General features: G+C 58.4%; 20 protein-coding genes, 6 pseudogenes and 1 riboswitch. Of the genes and pseudogenes, 10 read left to right on the top strand and 16 right to left on the bottom strand.

Features of this window, described 5'->3' with window-relative positions; translation table 11 throughout:
• Positions 1-121 precede the first annotated feature (121 nt).
• Together EB235_RS33920 and EB235_RS33915 are read left to right on the top strand one after the other, a co-directional pair.
• Positions 122-442 carry a hypothetical protein gene (locus tag EB235_RS33920; RefSeq protein ID WP_152536217.1) on the top strand — a complete coding sequence of 107 codons (321 nt, stop codon included), beginning with the start codon at positions 122-124 and terminating at the stop codon, positions 440-442.
• A gap of 173 nt (positions 443-615) precedes the next feature.
• Positions 616-1,062: a hypothetical protein gene (locus EB235_RS33915; protein WP_027062197.1), complete on the top strand. Its 447-nt coding sequence runs from the start codon at positions 616-618 to the stop codon at positions 1,060-1,062.
• A gap of 1,425 nt (positions 1,063-2,487) precedes the next feature.
• Here the strand turns inward: EB235_RS33915 and EB235_RS33910 are convergent.
• A complete protein-coding gene (locus tag EB235_RS33910) occupies positions 2,488-3,105 on the bottom strand; it encodes an SLATT domain-containing protein (RefSeq protein WP_033838920.1) in 618 nt (205 codons plus the stop codon).
• 49 nt (positions 3,106-3,154) lie between these two features.
• On the opposite strand from EB235_RS33910, the gene EB235_RS33905 reads away from it, so the two are divergent.
• Both EB235_RS33905 and EB235_RS33900 read left to right on the top strand, forming a co-directional pair.
• The gene (locus EB235_RS33905) at positions 3,155-6,736 is read left to right on the top strand and encodes a DEAD/DEAH box helicase (RefSeq protein ID WP_051371313.1); all 3,582 of its coding nucleotides are present in this window, start codon (positions 3,155-3,157) and stop codon (positions 6,734-6,736) included.
• Positions 6,733-8,508, top strand: a complete 1,776-nt coding sequence (locus tag EB235_RS33900; RefSeq protein ID WP_152536216.1) for a hypothetical protein — start codon at positions 6,733-6,735, stop codon at positions 8,506-8,508. Before EB235_RS33905 ends, EB235_RS33900 begins: the two co-directional genes overlap by 4 nt.
• 74 nt (positions 8,509-8,582) lie before the next feature.
• On the opposite strand, the pseudogene EB235_RS33895 reads toward EB235_RS33900, so the two are convergent.
• Positions 8,583-8,899: pseudogene (locus tag EB235_RS33895) on the bottom strand (IS3 family transposase); the annotation flags it as partial.
• A 19-nt stretch (positions 8,900-8,918) separates the two neighbouring features.
• On the bottom strand, positions 8,919-9,167 hold the full coding sequence (locus EB235_RS33890; RefSeq protein ID WP_080681082.1) for an integrase core domain-containing protein: 249 nt from the start codon (positions 9,165-9,167) through the stop codon (positions 8,919-8,921).
• A gap of 14 nt (positions 9,168-9,181) precedes the next feature.
• Here EB235_RS33890 and EB235_RS35065 point away from each other — a divergent pair.
• Positions 9,182-9,334 (top strand): annotated as a pseudogene (locus EB235_RS35065) (transposase); the annotation flags it as partial.
• Entirely contained in the window at positions 9,301-10,371 is a 1,071-nt protein-coding gene (locus EB235_RS33885; RefSeq protein WP_244966406.1) for an IS3 family transposase, read from the top strand. The pseudogene EB235_RS35065 and the gene EB235_RS33885, both read left to right, overlap by 34 nt.
• Here the strand turns inward: EB235_RS33885 and EB235_RS33880 are convergent.
• The 3 genes and pseudogenes from EB235_RS33880 to EB235_RS33875 all read right to left on the bottom strand — a co-directional run.
• Positions 10,314-11,267, bottom strand: a complete 954-nt coding sequence (locus EB235_RS33880; RefSeq protein ID WP_246741408.1) for an IS3 family transposase — start codon at positions 11,265-11,267, stop codon at positions 10,314-10,316. The two genes, EB235_RS33885 and EB235_RS33880, sit on opposite strands and share 58 nt — an antisense overlap.
• Positions 11,234-11,386 (bottom strand): annotated as a pseudogene (locus EB235_RS35060) (transposase); the annotation flags it as partial. The gene EB235_RS33880 and the pseudogene EB235_RS35060, both read right to left, overlap by 34 nt.
• A 66-nt stretch (positions 11,387-11,452) precedes the next feature.
• Positions 11,453-11,811, bottom strand: a pseudogene (locus EB235_RS33875) (transposase); the annotation flags it as partial.
• Between the two features lie 928 nt (positions 11,812-12,739).
• Between EB235_RS33875 and EB235_RS33870 the strand changes: the two are divergent.
• The 4 genes and pseudogenes from EB235_RS33870 to EB235_RS33860 all read left to right on the top strand — a co-directional run.
• Positions 12,740-13,424 (top strand): annotated as a pseudogene (locus EB235_RS33870) (IS110 family transposase); the annotation flags it as partial.
• Positions 13,425-14,046: 622 nt separating this feature from the next.
• Positions 14,047-14,167, top strand: a pseudogene (locus EB235_RS35345) (helix-turn-helix domain-containing protein); the annotation flags it as partial.
• A 254-nt stretch (positions 14,168-14,421) separates the two neighbouring features.
• Positions 14,422-15,531 (top strand): histidinol-phosphate transaminase, encoded by a 1,110-nt coding sequence (hisC, locus tag EB235_RS33865; protein ID WP_027033130.1) that lies wholly within the window; start codon positions 14,422-14,424, stop codon positions 15,529-15,531.
• Between the two features lie 126 nt (positions 15,532-15,657).
• Positions 15,658-16,686: an LLM class flavin-dependent oxidoreductase gene (locus EB235_RS33860; protein ID WP_027033131.1), complete on the top strand. Its 1,029-nt coding sequence runs from the start codon at positions 15,658-15,660 to the stop codon at positions 16,684-16,686.
• A 261-nt stretch (positions 16,687-16,947) separates the two neighbouring features.
• On the opposite strand, the gene EB235_RS33855 is transcribed toward EB235_RS33860, so the two are convergent.
• The 10 genes from EB235_RS33855 to EB235_RS33810 form a co-directional block, all read right to left on the bottom strand.
• Complete coding sequence (locus tag EB235_RS33855; protein ID WP_027033132.1) at positions 16,948-17,718, bottom strand: hydroxymethylpyrimidine/phosphomethylpyrimidine kinase; 771 nt, start codon at positions 17,716-17,718, stop codon at positions 16,948-16,950.
• Positions 17,709-18,314 carry a thiamine phosphate synthase gene (locus tag EB235_RS33850; RefSeq protein WP_027033133.1) on the bottom strand — a complete coding sequence of 202 codons (606 nt, stop codon included), beginning with the start codon at positions 18,312-18,314 and terminating at the stop codon, positions 17,709-17,711. Before EB235_RS33850 ends, EB235_RS33855 begins: the two co-directional genes overlap by 10 nt.
• Positions 18,311-19,084, bottom strand: a complete 774-nt coding sequence (locus EB235_RS33845) for a thiazole synthase (RefSeq protein ID WP_006334021.1) — start codon at positions 19,082-19,084, stop codon at positions 18,311-18,313. Before EB235_RS33845 ends, EB235_RS33850 begins: the two co-directional genes overlap by 4 nt.
• A 1-nt stretch (position 19,085) precedes the next feature.
• Entirely contained in the window at positions 19,086-19,283 is a 198-nt protein-coding gene (thiS, locus tag EB235_RS33840) for a sulfur carrier protein ThiS (RefSeq protein ID WP_027033134.1), read from the bottom strand.
• Positions 19,252-20,253, bottom strand: coding sequence for a glycine oxidase ThiO (thiO, locus tag EB235_RS33835; protein WP_027033135.1), 1,002 nt, complete (start codon positions 20,251-20,253; stop codon positions 19,252-19,254). Before thiO ends, thiS begins: the two co-directional genes overlap by 32 nt.
• Positions 20,250-22,085, bottom strand: coding sequence for a phosphomethylpyrimidine synthase ThiC (thiC, locus tag EB235_RS33830; RefSeq protein ID WP_032925884.1), 1,836 nt, complete (start codon positions 22,083-22,085; stop codon positions 20,250-20,252). The genes thiO and thiC overlap by 4 nt, the downstream gene beginning before the upstream one ends.
• Before the next feature lie 104 nt (positions 22,086-22,189).
• Positions 22,190-22,306, bottom strand: a riboswitch (TPP riboswitch).
• Positions 22,307-22,586: 280 nt separating this feature from the next.
• Positions 22,587-23,324, bottom strand: a complete 738-nt coding sequence (gene queE / locus EB235_RS33825; RefSeq protein WP_027033137.1) for a 7-carboxy-7-deazaguanine synthase QueE — start codon at positions 23,322-23,324, stop codon at positions 22,587-22,589.
• Positions 23,321-23,677: a 6-carboxytetrahydropterin synthase QueD gene (gene queD / locus EB235_RS33820; RefSeq protein ID WP_027033138.1), complete on the bottom strand. Its 357-nt coding sequence runs from the start codon at positions 23,675-23,677 to the stop codon at positions 23,321-23,323. The genes queE and queD overlap by 4 nt, the downstream gene beginning before the upstream one ends.
• Positions 23,677-24,375, bottom strand: coding sequence for a 7-cyano-7-deazaguanine synthase QueC (gene queC, locus EB235_RS33815; protein ID WP_027033139.1), 699 nt, complete (start codon positions 24,373-24,375; stop codon positions 23,677-23,679). The genes queD and queC overlap by 1 nt, the downstream gene beginning before the upstream one ends.
• A 560-nt stretch (positions 24,376-24,935) precedes the next feature.
• Positions 24,936-25,349, bottom strand: coding sequence for a Fic family protein (locus EB235_RS33810; protein ID WP_224713127.1), 414 nt, complete (start codon positions 25,347-25,349; stop codon positions 24,936-24,938).
• Between the last annotated feature and the right edge of the window lie 55 nt (positions 25,350-25,404).

Below are 25,404 nucleotides of genomic sequence, written 5' to 3'. Positions count from 1 at the left end.
CACCATGGCGCCGGCTATTTCCGGCTGGGAGGCTTGATTGCCTACAAAACTGACCGGTTCTGACGGAACATCTATTGCCATCCCGGACGGATGGACAGGACTTCAAGGCAGGGATGGGAGAATGGTGCCGATCCCGCGTGGCGGCCTGGGCCTACAGGGGCGTGACGGCCGCATGGTAGCTGTTCCCAAAGGAGCGCTCGGCCTGCAGGGCAGAGATGGCCGCATGGTAGCCATCCCTAAGGGCGCGCTTGGACTTCAAGGCAAGGATGGACGAATGACCGCCATTCCATCCGGTGCCTTGGGTTTGCAGGGCAAAGATGGCCGCATGGTCGCGATTGCCAAAGGATGTTTGGGTCTCCAGGGGCCAGATGGACGCATGGTTGCCATTCACCCTGGCAAGATAGGCGTACCGGACGCGAACGGAAGAATGAGGAACAAGTGACGCGGCCAAAGCTGCGGTCGATCAAGCAAAGCAGGACCCTCGTTACGCCATTGTGGATGGCAGAACCGTTCTCTCAAGTATTTTGTTTTGACGTACTTTAAATCTCTGCCCGAAGTTGCTAGCCTCTCCTAATACATAGGGCTGGGGGAGCCGAATAGGCGCGGGGGACATCAATGGCTAGGAAAGTAAGTGGCGCTACGGCGCCACCTGGCGGAGCACGTGTTGAAGCGAAGACTCGCCGCAGAGGGATCTCCGACCAAGGCGCGCTAGTTACTGCGTTGGAGTCCCATACAAAGGCGCTCCACCGGATCTCGGATGTTCTTGAGAAGGCGAATTTCGATACACTCCTCAAGAAGATCCCGCCCCCGCTTGATAACGCTGGCATTCTAAAAGTGCTTGCTACGTTTTTCCACAGACCGGACCTAAAGACAGGTAGCGCTTTCAACATTATCTCTCAGGGCGCCCCTCTATCGCTTATCGCGAATGTCTTCAACAATATCAAGGAGTTCAACGACAGAGGGTTGGCGATTCAATCTAACGATATTGATGACATCAACACAGTCGGCGAGTTGGTTGGCCGCATCAAGGTAAAGCTCGACGAAGCAAGAGGTAAGCTCTGATGAGCGGGATTGGCCTGTCTGCTTTGAAGAGACCTGCAGCGGCGATGGCCATTGGTTTGGTGGCTACACAGCCCGTGTTTGCCTCCCAAAGCAGTGAGCTCGCAAAACTTCGGGCTGAGAACGCCGCGCTGAAGGCTGAGCTCACCGCCCTGAAGTCACAGCCTCAGCCGCCGTCCCCAACGCCTAGCGCCGACGATCCGGCGAAGAAAGCGAAGGCCTCTGCTGAGCGCAAACGGCTCTTCATCCGCAAAGATCACTTCGAGACGGTTTACTACATCGCGCCTGGCGGAATGCCCGAGGGTAGGAGGCAGGGTCGCCCTCTACGGCATCCTCTTCCAAAACATGAAAGAGGCGGGTCCGTTGCTATGCGGGCGCATCGGCTTTAACACGTCCTTTGAGTATCTGCGCGACCCCATAAATGGGCGCGGGCAGCACGATTACCATGCCGAGGTGGATTACGCGTTAGGCGCGAGCAAGGCGACTTTCGGCAACGATCTGTGCGAGGGACCGGAAGGCGGGGGGCTTGGCACGTCCACGCTCGCCTTGACCTACGATAACGGGACCGACAAGGACAGTAACGAGACTAGCAGCTGAAGCTTGCTCTGACCTACCAATACTAGGCAAATGGGGCAAAATCGCACATCCATTGCGCTGAGCGCGAGGGTCGAGTCCAGGGGACCGTCGCCGGAGACGGTTCAATACCGGGACCAATCTCGCACAACACGCAAAGCCGGGGCATCGCTGTCCCGGCTCGCTTGATGGGACCATCTCCCATTCGCTGGCGATCGACACCGTCTCGATTGCCTCGTTTGGCTCCTTTAGGGCTGTGGGCAGCCAGCTGTTGCCATCGATCTCATACCAGGAAGCTGTTGTCAGCCATGCCAGCTCGATGACGTCGATGTTCAGATTCGTAACCTTTTCGACGATGCGTTCAATCGCCAGATAGTCGCTGAGATCTACAATCTGCGCGTCAAAATGCCTGGGTGAGCATAGGTTAGTGGGAATGGCTATGCCTTACCGGCAGGGCCGGCACGGGCACCAGTTGCCCGCTGCCGAGTTCAGCCTCGATCATTCATCCTGCGATGTCCTAGAGCAACGCTCTGCCTGCTTCGGGCCGAAGAAACGGGCCTTGGAACTGAGTTTGGCGCTCAAAGGGGCAGCTCCGGCGGTGCACTGGGGACGACGATGCCTGCGGGTTCGGGGGATTGATAAAGCGGCTTGAGCGTCCTGAGTGAGCGTTCAACTTGAATGCGCAGGACGGGAGGAGAGCACGATCGGCTTCACACCGTCATCGGGTTTTGCCCGTACTTTGAAGTTGAATGTCCTTCGCAGCTCACTCGTAGTAAGATCAAACTAGGCGTCGCTTACGCGCCTGTCGAACCGCCGATTTATCGAGGGATGGGGCACACGCGGAAACCAAATTGTTCAGAGCCCTATTTCTGATCTATAGCAATAGCCCAATACCGTGGGGCCAATTATTAGTACAAAATAAAGCCAATATTCTGCAATGATCAGAGCTACGTAGCGAATAAACATTAACGTCAGAGAAAATATTCCAATTTGCATATCTTTATGGAACATCAATTCAAATCTAATATAGTCAACATCTTTGTGATTTAGTTGGTGTTTCTTTAGAATATCACTGTAAGTTGCGCTAAATTCAGGTCTACGGCTGTTTGCTTCCTCCAAAGTCAGCGCCTGAAATTGGTTGTATATTTCAGAAATCTCCAGCGCGCACTTCTGCATCCCGTCTGCCTCGCCGCTGTAATTTTTGGCGCTCTCCAGCAAAGTGATGATAATTAGGAAAATGGATATAATGAGGGACACAACCGACAGAAATTTCGGTCCGCCCGGCGGGAGGCTTGCCTCATAGAGCAGAGGTATGAGCGCCACGATTACCAGGTAAAAGGCGAGGAAAGATGTTGCTGTGGTGGACAGCGACTGTTTCGCTTTGAGCCGTGTGTGGGCGTTAAAGCGGGCACTTTTTGTTTTCCACATCTTTCCTAGGAGCGGGTCGGTGGTTCTGCCGGGATGTGGTTGCATGATCTTCTAAACTCGCGAATTAATGGATTGATCTAGATAGTGGATAATCATGGCCCGACGCAATCAGAGAATTCGACTGGAAGATACCTTCTCGCTTTCAGAAGACTATCTACAACGTCCTCAAGTCGAAGAGCTACGCCCTGGATTGATCACGGCTGTCGTCAAGGAGACAGGCGAAGATCGAACACTTAAGATCTGGTGGAAAGCTGGAGATCAGGCAGACGGGGAATTTAGGGAGCTCTGGAACCATGAAAGGCTTCAGGTTGATCGGGTAATGAACTATCCTGACGCCGATGAAGTCATGGTCGAAATCATCGAGATGATCGAGACCGCAGATTCATTTTGCGTGGTATATGAGGCCGCAGCCACTCCGCTGGCGGCACGTCTGCGCACCTTAAGCTCTCGCCATTGGCTGAAGGGGCTGGACATCGTCTCCAATCGAGCAATCCTTTGGAGCAACCTTTCCCGCTTAGCAAAGGCCATAGGGCTATTGCATGCCCGGGGACTGGTTCACGGAAGGCTTGACCGGCATGCAGTGTTCACGAACGGCAGCAATTCTGCGGACTTCAAACTTGGAGGCTTCGAGTGGTGCGTTGGCATGGGGGAGGCCAAACCCCTTGATCCGATGTTGGCGAAAGCGCGCGCGCGGATCGACCGGCTGATTTATTCCTATGGTGACGATTGGAAAGCTCTAGGCGCGCTTTTTGCTGATATATTGGGTGTGGACGTGACTCGGCTTCGGTCGGATGACCCTTTTCAACGGGGCCGACCCGTAATTGATCTAAGCGAAGGCGAGATCGATTTTCTGCGTCGACTAACTGATCCCCATAGAGAAGACGCCGCTGATGCACGTTGGGTCATGCGTTCGGTCGACGCGCTACTACGCGAGCTCGTCCGGTTTGGGACCACGAAAGCGGCCCGCTTCATTCTACTTGCCCGTCCTAACCGAAAAATGGCGGAAGCTATCGATCAGGCTACTGATGGGGGCATCCCAATCGACGATTTGGATGGTCAAATAGCATACATAGAGGGCGATATTGCGAGTGGCGCCAAGATTGTCGTTTCCAACCAGAACGATTTGGAGACGCTCGATACGTTGACAATCATTACAGAGGCTCTCTCGTACCGCGTTCGACAGTTCACGGACGAAGGTCCACCCACCTGGCAAATCGCTACTGTGGTTTCGATCGTTCCGAGGGATCGAGCTCGACTGCCTGGCGATCGAGAGGTTCATCGCCTTAACCACGAAGTCCTAGTTGCCCGCAACAAGCACGACGCGCTGGCATTGCTCGGCCGCTTGAGAAGTATGGCGATTGACTGGACTATTCCAATAGTCCCTGCAAAAGTCGACGATATCAATCGCGAGAGCGTGCCTTTGCAGCGAGCAGTATTGCTTGTTCAAGTCGTCGAGGCGTTAGTCAAATCGTTGGACATCCTGCCTGTCAGCGTCGCGTCAGCGAAGACGGATGGAGGGAGAAATGTTGTTCGCCTTGCCCCTCGTTTGGGTACAGCTCGCGACAATCTCGCGGCCGAAATTGAAGAGCGCAACACCGCCGAGGTTATGGATCGGATATTCGAAAAAGAAGATCTTGGAACTGACGTCGATTGGAGGCTCAGTGTATCAGGAACATTATCCTCAAAAAATGCAACCGAGATAAGGGCGCGTTTTCTCGGAGTAGTGGAAGGCCCCAACGGCTCTCCGCTCTACGAGTTTGACGTTCTGGATCTCATCCGTGACGAAAAGAACCTGTTTCTCAAGCGCAGCGGAGAAGCGGGGACGGAAGCGTTGATCCGGCGCCGTTTGCGAACAACCAAGGCGCTTGGCGAGCAGCGGGATTTGGCATCGCTGTTTGTCGACTTGAGAAGGCGGATAAGAAGCTCACAGGACGTCTTGGTAGAGGATAGTGAATATCGTGACCTAGATGGCCCAAAGCGGGAAGCATTGGAACAGATCTGGAAAACATTGCCCAACCATCTAGTCGTCGGGCCCCCAGGTGTCGGGAAAACGCGACTAAGCGCCGAGGTAGTCAGGCGACGCCTTGAAGGCGACCCAGCCGCCCGAATTCTCCTGAGTGCTCAAAGCCATCAAGCACTTGATCACCTACTCTCAACCGTCCGAAAGAAGGTTGTCGCGGCGCTGCCGGAAACGATCATAGTTCGGTCTAGGGGAGGAGATGATTCAGTCTCGACGGATGAAGATCTTCGAAAGACCGCGGCTAGCTATCTCGATCGGGTTCTGAGTTCAGCTTTGATAAATGAGGCTCCAGGCCCCTTGCAGCTCGGGATCTCGTCGCTCAAAGAGGCTGTGCTGCACGCCACATTTGATGATGAAGGCAAGGTTACCCGACCGCTTAACCGCCGTGAGGAAATTGGCTTACGTGCATTAGACGCATTAGTTTTAGAATCGGCAAACGTTGTTTTTTCAACAAGTAACTCTTTCGACGTTGAGCGTTTATGTGAAGATGGTGCGCAATTTGATTGGGTTCTAATAGAAGAAGCGGCTAAAGCGACAGGCCCGGAATTGATAGCTCCATTATCGCTGTCAGGGCGCCGGCTGCTGATAGGAGATCATCATCAGCTCCCCCCCTTCGATGCGGAGCGGCTGACGTCAATTCTTTCAAATAACACCGCAGTCCGTAATGCACTACAGCAAGTCGAACATGTACTTGGAGCCACGTTCTTTGAAAGCGGTTTGGATGAGCTAAGATCTGCCGTCCGAGACGAAGCGGTGTTAGAAACGACGACACAACTCGCACTTCGTATGCTCGAGCCCTTTCGTTCACTCGTTGAGGAGGAGGAGCGTAAGCGCACCGTGGCTGGAGGGCAGAGACGCACTGTATCAAGCGAATTGTGGTGCCAACATAGAATGGATCCGGCGATCGCCGAGTTGGTCTCACGTTGCTTTTACAAAAACCGGCTTTACACAGGTGATGACAGGATTGAGAGCGCCAAGTTACCATTGCCTTTTACGTTCGATAGTAAAATTCCAAGCTCGCCGATCGTCTTCATCGACATGCCATTTGCCAGCCGATCTGGTCGAGCTGAGCCGGTTGAGAAGGGGCGGCCACGATGGCATAATCCGTCTGAGCGCAAGATTGTCTTAGAGATACTCCGTCGTCTGAAGGTCGCGGATTTGAAACCCGCCCCTGCCGACCTGAACACTCTGGCTGTGTTATCCCCCTATAGGGCTCAGGTTGAGCGTATGGCCAGAGACTTGGACGTGTTGCGAGATAGCGGTGCGAGTTCTATCGCGCAGTTCTCAGGTTTCACCCACGATAGCCGCATGCATGGAACGGTCGATTCTTCTCAAGGCAGCGAGGCAGACTTGGTGATCGTTTCTTTAGTACGAAACAATCACCGCAATGGCGTCGCCTCGCTCGGCTTTCTAAGAGATCCGCGACGGATGAACGTGCTTCTAAGCCGGGCAAAAATGCAGCTAATCGTCGTCGGGTCTTTGGAGTTCTTAAAAGAAAGCACGCGGCACGCCTCCGCCGTCGAACAGGATGACCTCGCATTCATACGTTTGTTCCTGGACACGCTAGAGTACCTTACTACACAAAAAGCATACCGAGGTGGACCCGCGGCGGTTGTCACTAGGGCGGCTGATGCTCTTGAAGGAGTGACATTTTGATCACGAGCAAAAGCCGTCCACTGGCGATTGCCGCAATCCCCATTCTTCGTGTTTCGGCCCGGGTTGTTCTTGAGAAGGGACGGGGCTGGAGTGCCATTGATGAGCTTGTCCTATGGGCATTTTCAATTAAGGCACGATCAGCAACACAGATGGCGAGAGAGTTGAACCTCCCGAGGCGCGTTATCCTGGAAATCGTCTACCGGATGATGCGCTTCCGGCTGATCGAAGCGGTGTTGCTGCATGGCGTTCCGGCATTTCAGGCCACCGCATATGGGTCGGCAATTGTCCTTCATGGTGAGGAAATCCCCACACTTCAGCGAAGATTTTCTCGCAAGATTGCCTTCGTGGTCGATAAGATAACTGGAACGGTCTTTCCTAAAAGGGACGTTCGGGTCGAGAATGCTGGGGCGCTGACGGCTTTCAAAGAGAGTGGGGCCGCTGTCCATGAGATCGAAGTACGTGGACAAAAGGTTCAAACGAGTCCGTCTCAAAATGTAGCAAGATTTCAGGAGATTCTTAATCCTGATGAGACTTTAATTTATTTTGATGGCGATACTCTAATCGAGCGAGATGACGAATACATCATCGTGACTGCTGACGGTCATGATCTAAGGGGTCTGCCAGCAAAGGCACCTGCGCAGCTAAAATCCCAAGTTGTTTATGCCCTTTCGCTTCCCGTATCGGGAAAGAAGGTCGTGATGAACTCTCTCATTTCGAAGGACGACGAACCGATCGTGCCGTTGATGGCCCGAATTGATTTTGATCCGCGCACAGACCTGATCGTGGGTGGTCAAGAGCACATGGATGCATTCCATGCCATTCTTGCGACGGCCAGCCGTCGAATATACCTCCACTCGTCATTCTTGAAAAAGGACAGCTTCGACAATGTCGTTGACCTTATGCGTGGCGCTGTAAGGAGGGGGGCGCGCATAGATATATTTTGGGGAGCCGGAAGCTCGAACGAGCCAAAAGAAAAGACTCTTTTGGAGGCGACTGCGATCTCAAAGGCGATCTCGGGTGATGACTCTCTTAGAGGAAGCGTCACTATTCATCTGCGCTCCACCGGGTCGCATGCCAAACTGATTGTTGCGGACGATGGGCTTGGTGGTTGGATCGGAGCAATAGGATCTTGCAGCTGGCTCTTCAGCAAGTTTGATCGCCTCGAAGTCACTGCAATATTGCGATCGCCGGGTATCGTGGCGCAGCTGGTTAGCAGCTTCTGTAAACTTATAGCGCAACCCGGCTTTCGGCCCGAAGTCGGTAGTGAACTTTACCTTTTGGGGAACGCTCTCAGGCTTCAGCCTCAACAAGGAAAAATGACCGCGGGAGTAGTATCGGGCCAGATGCATGAAGCCCTCTTGCGCCACGCGAGTGGAACCGCCGAAAAACGCTTCCTGATTGCCAGTGATCGGCTAGGAAATGCCGCATTTGCCAATGCAATAATTCCTGCTGAACACTTCCATTCGAGGACAGGTTTAACCCCCGTAGTCGTATACAGTCAGAACTCCGGTGCCATCGCAGAGGCCAGCGCAGCTATGTCGGTCGCAGTAGAAGCACTGGCAAGAGGCGTTCAGGTCGTGTCACCGACAGAGAGTTTCCACGCGAAGTTCCTCCTATGGGGCGAGGATGACGTGGTGATCACGAGTCTCAACATGGGCTCTGCAACAATCAGCCCAGACCTTCCGATGGGGGAATTGGGCGTTCACCTGTCAGGTTCGCAGGTCGCAAGCCACCTTATTGATAGGCTCCGGGGGCGGTGGGCCTTTCTTTAGGGAGTTGTTGCTGAATGCGAGGATGTGGGCGTGCCTTTTGATGTAACCACCGATGAAGTTAGCGTCGAAGTTGGAAGGATGCGGAAGCGGCGCCCGTCGGTGAGCTGGTCCGATACGAAGTCGAGCGACCAGCGCTCGTCGGGCCTCTGCGGCACCAGCATCGGCGCCCTGGTCCCGATCGCCCGCTTGCGGCCGCCACGGCGGCGAACGGCGAGCTTCTCTCCCGATAGAGCCGGAACAGCTTCTTGTGGTTCACGACCAGGCCCTCCCGCCTCAGCATCACGAGAAGACGCCGGTAGCCGAACCGGCGACGCTCCTGCGCGATCGCCTTCATCCGCTCGCGAACCTCGCGGTCGTCCGGCCTGCTGGTCTCGTAGCGAACCGTCATGCGGTGACCTGCCTCTGAACTGTCATCCAGCTGCGATTAGAGCCTCGACCGTTTTTGTTACGCCATGTGGCGCGGGTTGAGCAACCGGCGGAGGCGCGGAGCCTTCCATCAGCACAGCGTCGGAGCCGGTTGCGGTGATGACCTCGGCATAGGCTGCCGGGGTCTGGTAGCCGAGCGAGGAATGCGGCCTCGCGGTGTTGAAGTCCTCCTTCCATTCGGTGACCTGCCACTGAGAATTTCCTCCATGTGAGATTAGAGTCCGGCCCTTGATCGAAGGACGGACTGATGAAGAGAAAGCGGTTCACGGAAGAGCAGATCATTGCGGTTCTGCGCGAGCACGAGGCGGGAGCGAAGGCGGGCGATCTGGCTCGCAAGCACGGGGTCTCGGAGGCGACGCTGTATAATTGGAAGGCGAAGTATGGCGGGATGGACGTGTCCGACGCCAAGCGGCTGAAGGCGCTGGAAGACGAGAACGCCAAGCTGAAGAAGCTGCTCGCCGATCAGATGCTGGAAGCCTCGGCGCTGCGCGAGCTTCTGTCAAAAAAATGGTAGGGCCCGCCGTTAAGCGCGAAGCCGTCGCGCATCTGCAGGCCGTCATGGGCTTGTCGGAGCGTCGGGCCTGTTCCTTCGTCGGCGCCGATCGCAAGATGATCCGCTACCAGTCTCGCCGACCGTCAGAGACGGAGCTGCGTGGTCGGCTGCGCGACCTCGCCAACGAGCGCCGACGCTTTGGCTACAGGCGGCTGTTCATCCTGCTCAGGCGCGAGGGCGAGGCATCTGGGGTCAACCGCATCTATCGTCTCTACCGCGAGGAAGGCCTGACGGTGCGCAAGCGCCGGGCAAGGCGGCGAGCGGTCGGCACCCGGGCGCCGATCCTGGTCGAGGCAAAGCCGAACGCGCGCTGGTCGCTGGATTTCGTGCATGACCAGTTCGCCTGCGGCCGCAGGTTTCGCGTGCTCAACGTCGTCGACGACGTGACGCGCGAATGCCTGGCGGCGATCCCGGACACCTCGATCTCCGGCCGTCGGGTTGCGCGTGAACTGACGGAACTGATCACCCAGCGCGGCAAGCCGGGTATGATCGTCTCCGACCACGGCACCGAGTTCACCTCGAACGCCATCCTCGCCTGGTCGAAGGATCATAGAATCGAATGGCACTACATCGCGCCAGGCAAGCCAATGCAGAACGGCTATGTCGAGAGTTTCAACGGCCGGATGCGCGATGAGCTTTTGAACGAGAGCCTGTTCTTCGGTCTCGACTACGCCCGAAGCGCCATTGCCGAATGGAAGGAGGACTTCAACACCGCGAGGCCGCATTCCTCGCTCGGCTACCAGACCCCGGCAGCCTATGCCGAGGTCATCACCGCAACCGGCTCCGACGCTGTGCTGATGGAAGGCTCCGCGCCTCCGCCGGTTGCTCAACCCGCGCCACATGGCGTAACAAAAACGGTCGAGGCTCTAATCGCAGCTGGATGACAGTTCAGAGGCAGGTCATCGGCAATGGCGCTTCGGGCGTAGTCGAGACCGAAGAACAGGCTCTCGTTCAAAAGCTCATCGCGCATCCGGCCGTTGAAACTCTCGACATAGCCGTTCTGCATTGGCTTGCCTGGCGCGATGTAGTGCCATTCGATTCTATGATCCTTCGACCAGGCGAGGATGGCGTTCGAGGTGAACTCGGTGCCGTGGTCGGAGACGATCATACCCGGCTTGCCGCGCTGGGTGATCAGTTCCGTCAGTTCACGCGCAACCCGACGGCCGGAGATCGAGGTGTCCGGGATCGCCGCCAGGCATTCGCGCGTCACGTCGTCGACGACGTTGAGCACGCGAAACCTGCGGCCGCAGGCGAACTGGTCATGCACGAAATCCAGCGACCAGCGCGCGTTCGGCTTTGCCTCGACCAGGATCGGCGCCCGGGTGCCGACCGCTCGCCGCCTTGCCCGGCGCTTGCGCACCGTCAGGCCTTCCTCGCGGTAGAGACGATAGATGCGGTTGACCCCAGATGCCTCGCCCTCGCGCCTGAGCAGGATGAACAGCCGCCTGTAGCCAAAGCGTCGGCGCTCGTTGGCGAGGTCGCGCAGCCGACCACGCAGCTCCGTCTCGGGCGGACGCCGGGACTGGTAGCGGATCATCCTGCGATCGGCGCCGACGAAGGAACAGGCCCGACGCTCCGACAAGCCCATGACGGCCTGCAGATGCGCGACGGCTTCGCGCTTAACGGCGGGCCCTACCATTTTTTTGACAGAAGCTCGCGCAGCGCCGAGGCTTCCAGCATCTGATCGGCGAGCAGCTTCTTCAGCTTGGCGTTCTCGTCTTCCAGCGCCTTCAGCCGCTTGGCGTCGGACACGTCCATCCCGCCATACTTCGCCTTCCAATTATACAGCGTCGCCTCCGAGACCCCGTGCTTGCGAGCCAGATCGCCCGCCTTCGCTCCCGCCTCGTGCTCGCGCAGAACCGCAATGATCTGCTCTTCCGTGAACCGCTTTCTCTTCATCAGTCCGTCCTTCGATCAAGGGCCGGACTCTAATCTCACATGGAGGAAATTCTCAGTGGCAGGTCAGCGGCAACAGCCGATGGCTTTACACGCCCGCCGTTCGCTCATCCCGAAGCCTTCCTTCAGGCGAGCGACAGCTTTCCGCTTGGCCGCGGGCGTCACCATTTCTTTCCCACAAGATCCTTCAACGCGGCATTGTCGAGCATGGCGTCGGCCAGAAGCCGCTTCAGCCGCGTGTTCTCGTCCTCCAGCGCCTTCAGTCGCCGAGCCTCGGAGACATCCATCCCGCCGAAGCGGGCCTTCCAGTTGTAGATCGAGGCGTCGCTGACCCCGTGCTTGCGGCACAGATCGGCAACCGATACCCCGGCCTCGTGTTCCTTCAAAATTCCGATGATCTGCTCTTCAGAGAAGCGGCTACGTTTCATGTCCTGGTCCTCTCGATGGGCCAGAACGAACTTCAAACCGGATTAGATCTGAGGGGCAAGGTCACGATATTGGCGCGGTGGTCGCACTTGACAGTGCCTCGCCGAACTTAGTTGAGCCTGGCCGCGTAACCACACATGTCAGCGGGCCACGGGCAGCCAATCAGATTTGTTGGCAACGCAGGCATTCGCCCCAGGACATGTTGGCCAGCTTATCAATGCTCGACATGCCGCCCGGGTGTCGGTGTGTCAACATGATGAGATGCTCAACCGTGTAGTATCCTGCTCATCGGCATTTCCGGCAGGCGGTATCCTTGCCGTGAGGTTTGGCACAGGCAGTGGACAACGTTTTTGCATGTTTACATCAGTCCGCTGAATCGACGTTCAGAGCCGAATCTTTGGCGACGGGGACGTCGCACTTACGAAGCGGCGTCGAAATTGCTGACGCGCCTCAAGTGGAGGTCCAAGGTGGGCCGGGCTCATGCGACGGCAAGGCCTGTGTCGCCGTCGTGCAAGTTGGCGGTGATCATGCACCCGATCTGACGGCAGATGATCGGGCAGCGGGTTGCGGTGGGATGGCCGCTCGTACCGCTGTCTTTTGACACTGCGACGGCTCACCCGGATGCGGGGCGATATCGGCGTCGAGGTCTTCAAGCGCGAGTGCCAGTTGATCTGGATCGAGACGTTTGGAACGCCGACCAAACTACACTCTTGGAGCTTTCTGATGATCGACTGAAGGCGCTTGATCTCTCCGTCGCGGCTTTCCACAGCACCCGCCTTCTCGCGTACGAGACGCTGCAGGAAAAGCCGGATCGGATGGCGAGGGATTGCCGCCCGTAATCGGCAAGCCGCTCCTCTATTTGCCGGATCGCTGCCGCCCGCTGCGCCGACTGCTAAGAAATCAATTGTCAAACCACGCAGGAGGCGGCTCGTGGAATACTTTTGCGGACTGGATGTTGCAGTGGACGAGACGGCGGTGTGCGTCGTCGACGAGCACGGTGAGGTGCATCTGACGGTCAAGGTGGAGACCGATCCCGATGCGTTGTTTGTGGTGTTGAAGCCGTTCGTCGCCCGGCTGCGGCGTGTCGGCCATAAGGCGGGATCTCTGTCGCCATGGCTGCATCCCGAGCTCTGAAACGCGGACGCCAGTGGTTTGCCTGGAGACCCAGCACGTGCGCGCCGCGATGTCGGCGCAGCGCAACAAGACGGACGCTGCCGACGCGCTCGGCATCGCCCACATCATGCGCACGGGCTGGTTCCGTCAGGCGCATATCAAAACGCAGGACTGCTAGCTGATGCGGCTTTTGCTGACCCACCGGCGTAACCTGAAGCGCAAGTTCCTCGATATCGAAAACGCCATCCGCCACTCGCTGAAAGCGTTCGGCATCAAGCTTGGCGGCACATCGCGCGGCGCTTTCGACCAGGCGGTACGCACGGCTGTGACAGACGATCCGCTGTCGGCCGAGCTGATGGACGCCATGCTGTCAGCACGCGCCGCGCTGTGGCGAGAGTACTGTCGGCTGCACGACCTGGTCGTGAAGATCGTCGCGAAGAGCGAGCTCTGCCGGCGCTTCATGGCGATCCCGGGCGTCGGTCCGGTGACGGCGCTCTCGGTGGGAGATTGCGACCACGTCTGGCTAAAACGTGGCGATAATGTGATACGGAATCACCGATTCCAACACGCACTTCGAAAATGTGACCTAGAGGTTTGGGAAACGGCGCAGCGCAGCTGGTCGGCGGGACAGGGGGCCATCAGCCGCTCGGCGAGGTGGGCAAAGGTCAAGACCTTGTCGCGATTGTGATGAAATCACGCCGGAGTCGCGGTCGGCCCTCGTAGATGACATCGTCGCAATGGCGGTCGCCACGCCACTGCGCCAGCTTTGCCAGGAGCTGATTAGACTGATGGCCCGGGCCATCAGCACCGGCACCGCGGGGACGCCGGCGCAGACATTCTGCCGTTCGATATCATCTACCGGAGGTATATGAAACTGATGGAATTCTATCATGAGCGCAGAGTTTCCTTTCGCGGATGAAAGAAAGCTCGATTGACTCGCCCGCCCCATTCCGGTCTCGTGAATCAACGTGCGGTTGCGGCCTGCAGAAGTCAGTCGACGGTCGCGATTCATGAAAGGAAACCCATGGCCAGGCATCACACCGCTGTGCACTCGACACGTCGCGACTTACGGCCAGGGCATTTTTCGCGCTTGCCCGTGACCGGTCAAAATCCGCGGTGCGAGTATGTCAAATCGCGAGCGTGTCATCGCGGCCGTGGAGAGATGTGGCTCGGTGCAGGCAAAGGCGGCGCCTGCTTGGACTGACGCCGCGCCAGATTGGATACCCGCTGAGGAAATACGGCATCAGATCAAGCGTCCTTGAAAGGCCGACCGAGGCAATATCAGGGACAAATCAAGCGTTGGTGGTTGGCGGAGCCTTGGCCCGATGACGAGTGGATGCGGACCTGAGCGTCGGGCCAATCCGACCCGGGAGGACAGCCCGCCCGACCTCACGGGGTCAATGTGCTGACAACGGCGGTGTGAACGAACCGTCGGTCGGCCATGTGCTCTAGACCATCGCTCATCCCGGATTCCCTCTGCGACTGAAACGGAGAAAAACATGTCCGATGCAAAACTTCAGAGTGTGCTTTCGTCTCTTTCGCAAGTGGCGAGACAGTTAGATGCTCTGCCATCCGATAGACCAGCGCCTGGTTCAAGTTGGGTAAAACTAAACACGAATGAGAACCCGTTCCCGCTTCCAGCAATCATAATGCAAAGCGCGATTGCAGCTCTCGAACGGCAGTATCTATATCCAGAAGACGATAACATCAGCTTGAGGGAAGCAGCCGCAAATGCCTACAGCGTCTCCATGGATCAGGTGATCGCCGGCAACGGATCGTCTGAACTGCTTGGACTTGTCTACAGAGCTTTCCTTGCCCCGGGGGATAGCGTGGCGATGATGTCGCCAGGGTTTTCGTTCAACCGCAAACTTGCAACGTTGCAGGGTGCTCAATTTGTCGAAATCAAATTTAGCGAAGATCATTCCTTGCCGATGGAGCAATTGCTCTTCGGTCCTGCAAAGGACGCCAAGTTCATTCTGTTAGCCAATCCGAACAATCCGACCGGAACGTTCGTTCCGGTGGCCGATATCGAACGCCTGGTAGCGAAATCGGACCGCTTGATCGTGCTGGATGAGGCCTACGTCGACTTTGCACCCGAGAATGGTCTACGCCTCATCAATCGATATTCGAACCTTCTGGTCTTAAGGACATTTTCGAAAAGCTATGCTGCCGCCGGCGTTCGCGTCGGTTTCGGTTTCGGTCACCCTGAAATTATCGGCAGGCTACGCAACATCCAGAACGTCTTCAACATGAATGTGATCGGGCAGGCGGTTGGTATCAGCGTCCTTGCGCACCGCGCCGCCTATGCAGACAACCACAGACACATCAGGCATGAACGACGGCGAGTGACGCTCGCGCTCTCGCAACTTGGATTTTCCGTAATCCCTTCCCACGCAAACTTCTTACTTGCCCGCGTGCCAACGGGACAGGACGGCTTATGGTGGCAATCAGCCTTTGCAAGGCAAAAAATACTTGTTGCCGTCTTTCCCGATAAAGGTTTGGAAAATTACATCCGCGTCAGCATCGGTACAAAAGAGCAAATGGATGCGTTTCTTCGTGCCGCTAGTCGTATTAGTCGAATATTGAATATGTCAAGGCCCCCGTATTAGGTTGCTAAGGCTCTGCTTTAGCATTTCGCAGGCAATAATCCGAGCGATTACACAAGCGAGAAATCTTTAAATTGCTTGTAATGCGCAAGCAACCGGACTTGTTGCGTCAAAAATGGAGACAATATCATGGATAAGGCCTTTCCTTCAGGCTTAGCTGTCGGCATCTTCGATCATCTGGACGAGGACGGCCCCGATATCGCCCGACAGTACGAAGATCGCCTGATGTTAGCGGAGGCGTGCGATCACCTTGGGTTCTATGCATATCATCTCGCAGAGCACCATTGTACCCCACATGGGAGAGGTCCCTCACCGAATCTGTTCTTGTCGAGCGTAGCCCAGCGAACCCGGCGCCTTCGTGTCGGCCCGTTGGTAATGCTGCTTGCCCTCTATCATCCGCTACGTGCGTTCGAAGAGATCTGTATGCTGGACCAATTGAGCGGTGGCAGGCTCGAACTTGGGATAGGGCGCGGCTCGCTCCCGATCGAATTGGGTTACTTCGGGATTGGCTCGGACGCGGCGCCAAACCACTATGCGGAAGCCAGCGAAATTCTTATCAATGCGCTGAAGGGCGGCACGCTATCGTATCAAGGTCGCCATTTTGAGTTGAACAGCGTTCCGCTGACGCTAAGAACTCATCAGCGTCCACATCCGCCGACTTGGATCGCCACCAATCGACCGGAATCGGCAGGCTGGGCCGCTGCGAATGGCATGAACATCGCGTGCGTGGGACCTTCCTCTTCCGTTCGAAGAATCACTGATGCCTTCCGCGCCGGTCGAGAGCACACCAGTGAGGCGGACGACCAAGCGCCATTTCTTGGATTGCTCCGAATGGTCGTGATTGGGCGTTCTGAAACAGATGCACGTTCACTCGCCGCACCTGCTTACGAACGGTGGCTCAAGAGCTTTAAATTCCTTTATGATCTCAATGGCATGCCGACTCCACCAAACCTGCCGCTGACCTTCGATGCAGCAATCGAGAAGGAATTGTGCGTAGTAGGAACGGCAGCATCTGCGGGACAAGCTCTTCTTGATCAGCTGGAAGCGGCAGGTGCAAACTACCTCCTTTGTCAACCGGCGTTTGGGAATCTGTCGTTAGATGCTTCCCTATATACCGCAACGGCGATTCAATCCGCAATTATGGCTCGAGTTGGCTAACCCCGGTTCGAACGTTCGCTCACCCAACAACGTGCCAAGCGGCATGCTGTCGCTAGCGACGACTAGGTGCGGGTTTCGGATGACCCATCAACCGGTTGGCACAGAGGCATGCGGCTTCCTCCTCAAAGCGGCGTGTTGTTCATAGGCGAAAGCGACCGTGTATGCCGCATTCTCACCCCTCGGATAGGGCCTTCATGTCCTAGCAGTAGACCCACGATCGCCTGCCAGACTTGATCGGAGCGTTGGATACGTTCGGCCCGATCAGCTAATCGGCCCGATGTCCTTCGATCCGGCAAGCGCATCGAGAACATATTGCTTGCCTTGGCGCACGCTCGCTTCCAGCGACGCTCCAAGAGCAAGCGAGGCGGCGACTGCGCTGGCCATCATGCAACCCGTTCCGCGCATCCCTCGCGGCAAGCGGGGCGCCTCGAACCGAACTGCACGTTGGTTCGGCTGCAAAAGCACGTCGACGCAACGGGTTCCTTGTGCATGGCCGCCCTTGACGAGTACAGCGGTCCTCACCGTCCTCGATAGCTCTTCAGCCTGACGACAAGCCCCTTCTTCGTCCGCGGCCGGTGACGAGCCGGTAAACGCAGCCAGCTCGACCAGGTTAGGCGTTACAAGCCGGCAGATCGGCATCAGATCGTGGCGCAGCATATTAATGGCATCGTCCGCCAGCAGATTGCGTCCCGAGGTAGAGGCCAGGACCGGGTCGAGTACCACAGGCACTTGGCGGTTGACCAAAACAGCGCCGACTGCCTCAACAGCCGCCGATGTCCCAATCATGCCTATCTTGACGGCCGCGACAGCGTTGGCAGCGAACGCGGCGCGCATCTGAGCGGCGACAAGCTCCGACGGCACAAGCTTGACGTGCTCGACAGCCGAGTGCGTCTGGACTGTCACGGCGGTGATGGCAAGACAACTGCGCAGCCCGAAGGCGGAAACCGTTTCTATATCGCGGGCAATTCCAGCTCCACCGCTGGAGTCCGACCCGCCAACGACAAGCACATGCGGTTCTCGCCTCAGCGCCATCGCTCCGTCTTTTCGATCCATTCTCGTGTGCGCGCTTCGGGATCGGCATTCAGCGTGATGTCGGTGACCACTGCCGCGCTATCGGCGTCCGCCGCGAAAACACCGTTGAGCCTGTCAGGGTTGAGACCGCCAATGGCGACCAATGGGATTGGCGCGACCCGGCGCTTCCACTCGCTGATCCGTTCGAGCCCTTGCGGCGCCCATTTCATCGTCTTCAGGATGGTCGGATAGATCGGCCCAAGCGCGATATAGTCCGGCCCGGCGGCCATCGCCGTTTCCAGTTCGATATCATCATGTGTGCTCAGTCCGAGCCTCACGCCGGCTACCCGAATCCGCGAACGATCGGCGGTCTGCAAATCCTCCTGGCCAAGGTGGACGAAGTCGCAGCCTTCCTCGATTGCCAGGCGCCAGTGGTCGTTGACGATGAGCTGGCAACGGTTTTGGGCGCACAAGGCCTTTGCCTTGCGGATCTCCGCGCGCAACCCGGCCTCATCCATGGTCTTGATGCGAAGCTGAACCAGCTTGACGCCGAGTGGGACCAGCCGTTCGATCCAGGCAGCGCTGTCGACGATCAGGTAGAAGGGATCGAGTTTCATGAAAAAACGGCTCTGCCAATTGTCGGCGTCGATGGCACGGCGACGTCGCGCGGTTCGAGCATTCCCGAGCTGTAAGCTTCACGGCCGGCTTCGACAGCCTTGCCGAACGCACGCGCCATGCCGACCGGATCAGCCGCCCTGGCGACCGCCGTGTTCAGCAGCACGGCGTCAAAGCCGAGTTCCATGACGGTTGCCGCGTGCGACGGCCGTCCGAGCCCCGCATCCACAATGAGCGGGACATCCGGGAAGTGTCCGCGCATCGAACGCAGTGCCATGATGTTGACCGGCCCGAGGGCGGAACCGATCGGTGCGCACCACGGCATCAGGACCTTGCAGCCCGCCTCCAGCAGCCGCTCGGCGACAACAAGGTCGTCGGTGGTATAGGGAAATACCGTAAAACCGTCCTCGCACAGGATGCGCGCGGCTTCGACCAGGCCGAACACGTCCGGTTGCAGCGTGTCCTGGTTGCCGATCACTTCGAGCTTGATCCAGCTCGTGCCGAACACTTCGCGCGCCATCTTCGCGGTCGTGACCGCTTCCTTGACGGAGTGGCAGCCGGCAGTGTTGGGAAGGATTCTCGTGCCGAGCGCGCGGATCAACGACCAGAATTTTTCGCCGGCCCTCCCGCCTGCCATCTCACGCCGCAACGAGACGGTCACCACCGATGTGCCCGACGCCTTGACCGCATCGGCAAGGATGGCCGGTGAAGGATACTGAGCCGTGCCGAGAAGCAGCCGCGAGGGAAGCGACGTTCCGAAAAGTTCGAACATGCTAGCCTCCCTGCATGGGCGAGAGGATTTCGATCCGGTCGCCGTCGCTCAACTGGAACTCCGCGCGGTTGGCTTTGTGTACGAGGTCGCTGTTGACGGCGGTTGCTAGCCAATCGCCTTCATAGTCGAGCGCGGCAAGCAGCGCCGCCAGCGATGTGGCGGCGGTCTCAAGCGGTTCGCCGTTGACGATCAGATTCATGTGCAAACTCCGCGGGTTTGTCGTGACTGAAGACAAGCTCGGCCGCCTGGCGCGCCATGGCTGGGGCGAGCAGAAAGCCATGGCGATAGAGCCCGTTGATCGCGACCGTGTTTCCGAGTGCCTCGATACGCGGCAGGTTGTCGGGAAAGGCCGGACGAACGCCGACACCGGTTTCAACGATCTCGGCCTCGCCAAAGGCCGGATGGAGGGCATAGGCGGCACCTAGAAGCTCCATCATCGAACGCGCCCTGACCGGTCCACTGGACTGGCTCTCGATCATCGTCGCGCCGACCATGAAATGGTGGTCGGCACGCGGCACCACATAGAGCGGAAAGCGTGGATGCAGCAGACGGACCGGGCGTGACAGCGAGACTTCAGGCGTTCGCAGGATCAGCATCTCGCCACGAACGCCACGCAGCCGGTCGTCGCCCGTCGCTATTCCCGTGCAGTCGATCTGGCGATCGAACCCGGAAACAGCCTGGGCATCGGCGCAGAAGTGGAATTCGACTCCCATCGCCGCCAGCCTGTCATGAAGTAACGCCATCGCCTGGCGCGGGTCGAGATGGGCTTCGTCGGAGAAAAGCAGTCCGCGGCGGAAGCGGCCGGCGAGGTCGGGCTCCAGCAATGCGATTTCATCCTCATCGACGCGCCGATGACCCGACGTGCGGCTGGCGAACCGGTCGAGTTCGCCCGCGTCGCGCGGCGCGGCCACGACCAGTGTTCCGGCCCGCGTCACCTGCCCGGGCGTTGCCGCCTCCCACCAGTCGGCGGCATCGCGTCCGAGATCCAGCACCGGTTGCTCGGCGCTTTCGAGCTCGCACCATGGCGCCAGCATGCCGCCGGCGAACCACGACGCATTGCCGCCGAGGCCATGCCTTGTCTCCGCAACGGTCACCGCCGCGCCGCGCGTGGCGAGTTCGAAGGCGACGGTGAGGCCGGCGATGCCGGCCCCTTTGACCAGCACCCTCATGACGGCTCCGGCGCCCCTGTCATGAGTGCTACGCCGGTCTTGTCAGCCGGCACATAGAGATCGCCACCCGCGCGATATTTCGCCGCCATCGCCGCCATGCCTTCCTTCTGTGCCTCGGCGCGGATGTCGTGGGAAATGCGCATCGAGCAGAATTTCGGCCCGCACATCGAGCAGAAATGCGCCACCTTGTGCGCCTCCTTGGGCAAGGTCTGGTCGTGGAAGGACCGCGCGGTTTCAGGATCGAGCGACAGGTTGAACTGGTCCTCCCAGCGGAACTCGAAGCGCGCGCGGGAGAGGGCATCATCCCTGACTTTCGCCGCCGGATGGCCCTTCGCCAGATCGGCGGCATGGGCGGCGATCTTGTAGGTGATCACCCCAATCTTGACGTCGTTGCGATCGGGAAGGCCGAGATGTTCCTTCGGCGTGACGTAGCAGAGCATGGCGGTGCCGAACCACCCGATCATGGCAGCACCAATGCCGGAGGTGATGTGGTCATAGCCCGGCGCAATGTCGGTCGTCAGCGGTCCAAGCGTGTAGAACGGCGCCTCGCCGCAAACGGCGAGCTGCTTGTCCATGTTCTCCTTGATCTTGTGCATCGGCACGTGGCCAGGCCCCTCGATCATCACCTGGCAATCCTTGGCCCAGGCGATCTGCGTCAGCTCGCCAAGCGTTTCCAGCTCGGCGAATTGCGCCGCGTCGTTGGCGTCGGCGATCGAGCCGGGACGAAGACCGTCGCCAAGCGAGAAGGACACGTCATAGGCGCGGCAGATGTCGCAGATTTCCGCGAAGTGCTCGTAGAGAAAGCTTTCCCGGTGATGCTGCAGGCACCATTTGGCCATGATCGAACCGCCGCGCGAGACGATGCCCGTGACCCGGTCGACAGTCAGCGGGATGTAGTGCAGCCGCATGCCGGCGTGGATGGTGAAATAGTCGACGCCCTGCTCGGCCTGCTCGATCAGTGTGTCGCGGTAGACCTCCCAGGTAAGGTCCTCGGCAATGCCGTTGACCTTTTCGAGCGCCTGATAGAGCGGCACCGTGCCGATCGGCACCGGCGCATTGCGTACGATCCATTCACGGATGTTGTGGATGTTGCGGCCGGTCGACAGGTCCATCACCGTGTCGGCGCCCCAGCGGATCGCCCAGACCATCTTTTCGACCTCTTCGGCCATCGAGGAGGTGACGGCGGAATTGCCTATATTGGCGTTGATCTTCACCAGGAAATTGCGGCCGATGATCATCGGCTCGCTTTCGGGATGATTGATGTTGGCGGGAATGATCGCACGCCCGCGCGCAACCTCATCGCGCACGAATTCCGGCGTGACGAAGTCTGGGATCGCCGCGCCGAAGGCTTCGCCGTCACGCTCAAGCTTGCCACGCAGCATCTCGCGGCCGAGGTTTTCGCGGATGGCGACGAACTCCATCTCGGGCGTGATGATGCCGGCGCGCGCATAGGCGAGCTGGGTCACCGCCTTGCCCTGCTTGGCCCTGAGTGGCCGGTTGCGAGTGAGAAATTCCGGCGTCAGGCGCTCGCCGGTCGCAAATCCGTTGTCCTCCGGCCGGACATGGCGGCCGTCATAGGCCTCGACATCGCCGCGCGCTGTGATCCATTCGTTACGAAGCCGGGCAAGGCCATTTTCGATGCTGGTTTCGACAATCGGGTCGGTATAGGGGCCGGACGGATCGTAGACGATGACGGGCGGTTCGCCGGCCGTCGGATGGACGGAGATTTCGCGCATCGGCACCTTGATGTGCGGATGGAGGACGCCGGACTTGTGAATCTTCCGTGAGGCGGGCAGCGGTCCCGTCGACACGGCTGGGGTGAGGGCATTCATCTTGAGGCTCCTTTGCTCATGCATTGGAGACCCAGTTCTGTGCCGGAAGGATGAAAAGACGCTTTTGTCGACCTGTTCAAAACAGGTCTTCGGGCGTGAACTCCCGCAAAGCGCTTGCACCGTCCCTACGCCAGTATGAACTGGATCAGGTTCAACGGGTCACTGCGCCGCGAAAGCCAGCAGTATCTCAGCCCCTTGCCGGGACTCCCCTGGTGAATGCGTCGAATTGAATGGGCCGGCGCTATTTTGTCAAGCGCATTCGTCCCGCAGCGGTGATCGACGACCAAACAAACCCAGCGGAAAAGCATGCTAGTATCGAGAGCAAGTGACGCCCCAGAGCAGCGGTGAAGCGCCCCCAATAAGGCGAGCCCTCATGCGGATTCGGTGCCTTTTCCAGCACGGTATTTTCGGGGCTTTCCGGAACGACGCTGCTGCCGCCCAGTTGGGTGAGATTGCTATAGATGTCTGTCTTGCTCGTCGTCGGCAATCCTTCCCCTTCGGCTAGACGCCCCGTCTGTTTCCCCAGAGCAGAACATGAAGCTGCGGCAGTACACGCGCCTCGAACCACCTGTCACGAGTCACCTTTTCAACCAGCCATTCCATGCGCCTCATCACACCGGCCATGTCGATGAACGCGTCTTCGTCGCCGGGACGCGGCGGCGTGTGATTGCCGGGCTGCAGATAGACGGGTAATTGCGGGTAGCGCGCCGCGGCGTCTTTGGCATAGGCATAGTCATCATCGTCGAAGACAACGAGCTTGAGCGCCATCTGCGGCTTATCCTGCGCCGCCTCTAAGCAGGCGTCGAACGCGGCCCAATCTGTCGTCATTTCGCTTGAGGGCGGCTTAGGGCTTAGTACCAGCACGTCGAGATCCGCGAACCATTGCTTAGACACCGAGCCTTGGGTTTCCAATGCAAAACGGTAGCCCTCACCATGCCCGCGGTCGATCAACTGGCTAAGCGGCTGGATGGCCGGATTGCCGCCCGACAGCGATACCATCACGGGCTGACCGCCGGAAAGCGCAATGACCTTTTGCCAAACCGCGTCGGGAGACATCATCTCCCAATCATGGCGGAAGCGACGGTCCACCGCATGCAGGCTGTCGCACCAGGAACAGCGATAATCGCACCCGCCGGTTCTTACGAACACCGTCGGCAAGCCGATCAGCACGCCTTCGCCCTGAATGGTCGGCCCAAAAATCTCGCTCACCCGGATTCCGGGATGCAACGCGCAAGTCATGGTCGGTATTCCGCCCAGGTTTTCGGCGTCTCGCTCACCCGCACGGCGGAGGTTTCGGGTAGCCGCACCTTGCACCAGTCGTAGAAGTGCCTGGCCAGGTATTCCGCTGTGGCATGGTCATGCCCAAGCACGTCGTTAAGATGCCGATGGTCGAAGGTCCCATCGATGTAGTGCTTGAACGCCGCCAGATCTTGGTAGTCGCGCACAAAGCCGTGTTCGTCCAGTTCGCCACCTGAAAGCTCCACTACGACGATGTAGTTGTGGCCGTGCAGACGTGCGCACTGATGACCTGGTGGCAAGGAGGTGAGCTGATGCGAGGCCGAGAAGTGGAACTCTTTGGTAATGTGGAACATTACGCGCTCCTTGTCTGGATAGCGTGGAGCCAGAAGTCTGCGTCCCCATAATCTGTCGGGTCGGTGATGCCGGCCAGATCGAATGCTTCGCGCCGTTCGACGCATGTCCCGCAGCGACCGCAATGACGTGCACCGCCCTTGTAGCAGGACCACGTCGCCTCGAACGGCGTGGCGTACTTTGCCCCCTCGCTGACGATGTCGGCCTTCGACATATTCACATACGGAGCGTACAGGCGGATATCGGCGTAGCCTGCGAGCGCATGGTTCTGCATCGTCTGAAAGGCGTCGATAAAAGCGGGCCGGCAATCGGGATAGATGAAATGATCTCCGCCGTGGACGGCAGTGGCCACCGCATCGGCCTTCTGCGCGGCGGCAACCCCGAAGGCGATGGCCAGCATGATGGCGTTCCTATTCGGCACCACCGTGATCCTCATGGAGTCTTCGGCATAGTGCCCGTCGGGCACGTCCACATTATCAGTCAGCGCCGAGCCGCTCAGGTTCCGGCCAACATCGCGGATATCGACGATCTGGTGCGGAACACCCAGCCGCTTGGCGCAGATAGCGGCAAAGCCGAGTTCCTTTTTGTGCCTCTGGCCGTAATCGAACGAAAGCAGGCCAATGAGTTTCTGCTCGGTCGCCACCTTGTGAGCGAGCGAAACAGAGTCCAATCCGCCGGAGCAGATGACGAGGGCATTCATGGTTTGAGTCCTTGTTTTGACCGGGTAAGGCTGCGACCGGAGATTTCTCTGCGTTCCCACTACTCCACGGAGCCGGTTTTGTGAATGGGGTGGACGCGATTGAGCCCACGTACCTTGTTGTCAGCGTCCCCAAGATGACTTTGCACGCGACTTGTCGCGTATCTTCGACCGCTGGGGGGCTGACGCCGGCACTGCGTATATAGGCGTATAGACGATGCAGAAATCACTGCCGTGGCGCAGCAGCATTCCCGACACACCTTCGGCTTGTCCGGTTTGCCCCAGAACATGACGTCCCGAGTTTCGGCGACAACGCAAGGGTCGACCGGCAGTCCAGTGAAAGGCTTCTGCCTCGTGGTTTGCCGTTTTCTGGTCTGCGCATAGATCGCCTCGAGCCGCCGCGCCTCGTCATTGGTGGGAATTCCTTTCCGAGGGCGCGGCTCGAGAGGGGCCACCATTCTGGTTGGAGACGGAAGAGCAGATCGATCAGCCGCTCGGGCATGTCGATAAAGGCATTCACCTATTGCCGGAATTGATCGTAGCGCTGCAGAAAAGCTGTTTCGTCAAAGGTACCGTTCGATCGTCCGCCGAACGCAGGCATAAAGAAATTCGGCGTGCGGGGTTGCATCGAAGTATCGGTAGAAATCCCCGGTGTCATTCAGCACGTTGAATTGCGGCGTCGGTTCCCATTCGACCAATGGCAGAAGGCGCTTCGAATTGCTCTCCAGCACGCGCCTGTACTCGTCGATCTGGTCCAGGATCGCGGCCGATACGGGACACCACTCCCGGCGATTGAAGCGGTGCATGGCAAGGACGTGGTGGATCAGGTAGCGGTGAATGCGGCCGTTTCCATCCTCGAACGGATGGATGTAGACAAAGCCGAAGGCGAAGATTGCGGCGGCGACGACTGCATCAAGGTTTTGCGCTGGGCCTTGATCGAACGCAATTCCAGAAACAACTTTCTGAAGGCGTCGCAAGCCAAGACATTGTCGGCGCTGATCGTCGCCCCAACTGATCCAAGCATCGGTTCCT

The organism is Mesorhizobium loti R88b (assembly GCF_013170845.1).
In the GTDB taxonomy this organism is placed as follows: Bacteria; Pseudomonadota; Alphaproteobacteria; order Rhizobiales; family Rhizobiaceae; genus Mesorhizobium; species Mesorhizobium loti_B.
Note: the sequence above shows the minus strand (reverse complement) of the source record. Positions and strands in the feature narration are given on the sequence as shown.

Excerpts from the sequence above, each read along its gene's own strand:
- queC (WP_027033139.1), bottom strand. The coding sequence starts at position 24,375 with ATGAATGCCCTCGTCATCTGCTCCGGCGGATTGGACTCTGTTTCGCTC.
- EB235_RS33850 (WP_027033133.1), bottom strand. The coding sequence starts at position 18,314 with ATGAAACTCGATCCCTTCTACCTGATCGTCGACAGCGCTGCCTGGATC.
- queE (WP_027033137.1), bottom strand. The coding sequence starts at position 23,324 with ATGACTTGCGCGTTGCATCCCGGAATCCGGGTGAGCGAGATTTTTGGG.
- EB235_RS33910 (WP_033838920.1), bottom strand. The coding sequence starts at position 3,105 with ATGCAACCACATCCCGGCAGAACCACCGACCCGCTCCTAGGAAAGATG.
- EB235_RS33920 (WP_152536217.1), top strand. The coding sequence starts at position 122 with ATGGTGCCGATCCCGCGTGGCGGCCTGGGCCTACAGGGGCGTGACGGC.
- EB235_RS33855 (WP_027033132.1), bottom strand. The coding sequence starts at position 17,718 with ATGGCGCTGAGGCGAGAACCGCATGTGCTTGTCGTTGGCGGGTCGGAC.
- EB235_RS33860 (WP_027033131.1), top strand. The coding sequence starts at position 15,658 with ATGGATAAGGCCTTTCCTTCAGGCTTAGCTGTCGGCATCTTCGATCAT.
- queD (WP_027033138.1), bottom strand. The coding sequence starts at position 23,677 with ATGTTCCACATTACCAAAGAGTTCCACTTCTCGGCCTCGCATCAGCTC.
- thiS (WP_027033134.1), bottom strand. The coding sequence starts at position 19,283 with ATGAATCTGATCGTCAACGGCGAACCGCTTGAGACCGCCGCCACATCG.
- EB235_RS33905 (WP_051371313.1), top strand. The coding sequence starts at position 3,155 with ATGGCCCGACGCAATCAGAGAATTCGACTGGAAGATACCTTCTCGCTT.
- thiO (WP_027033135.1), bottom strand. The coding sequence starts at position 20,253 with ATGAGGGTGCTGGTCAAAGGGGCCGGCATCGCCGGCCTCACCGTCGCC.
- EB235_RS33915 (WP_027062197.1), top strand. The coding sequence starts at position 616 with ATGGCTAGGAAAGTAAGTGGCGCTACGGCGCCACCTGGCGGAGCACGT.
- EB235_RS33845 (WP_006334021.1), bottom strand. The coding sequence starts at position 19,084 with ATGTTCGAACTTTTCGGAACGTCGCTTCCCTCGCGGCTGCTTCTCGGC.
- hisC (WP_027033130.1), top strand. The coding sequence starts at position 14,422 with ATGTCCGATGCAAAACTTCAGAGTGTGCTTTCGTCTCTTTCGCAAGTG.
- thiC (WP_032925884.1), bottom strand. The coding sequence starts at position 22,085 with ATGAATGCCCTCACCCCAGCCGTGTCGACGGGACCGCTGCCCGCCTCA.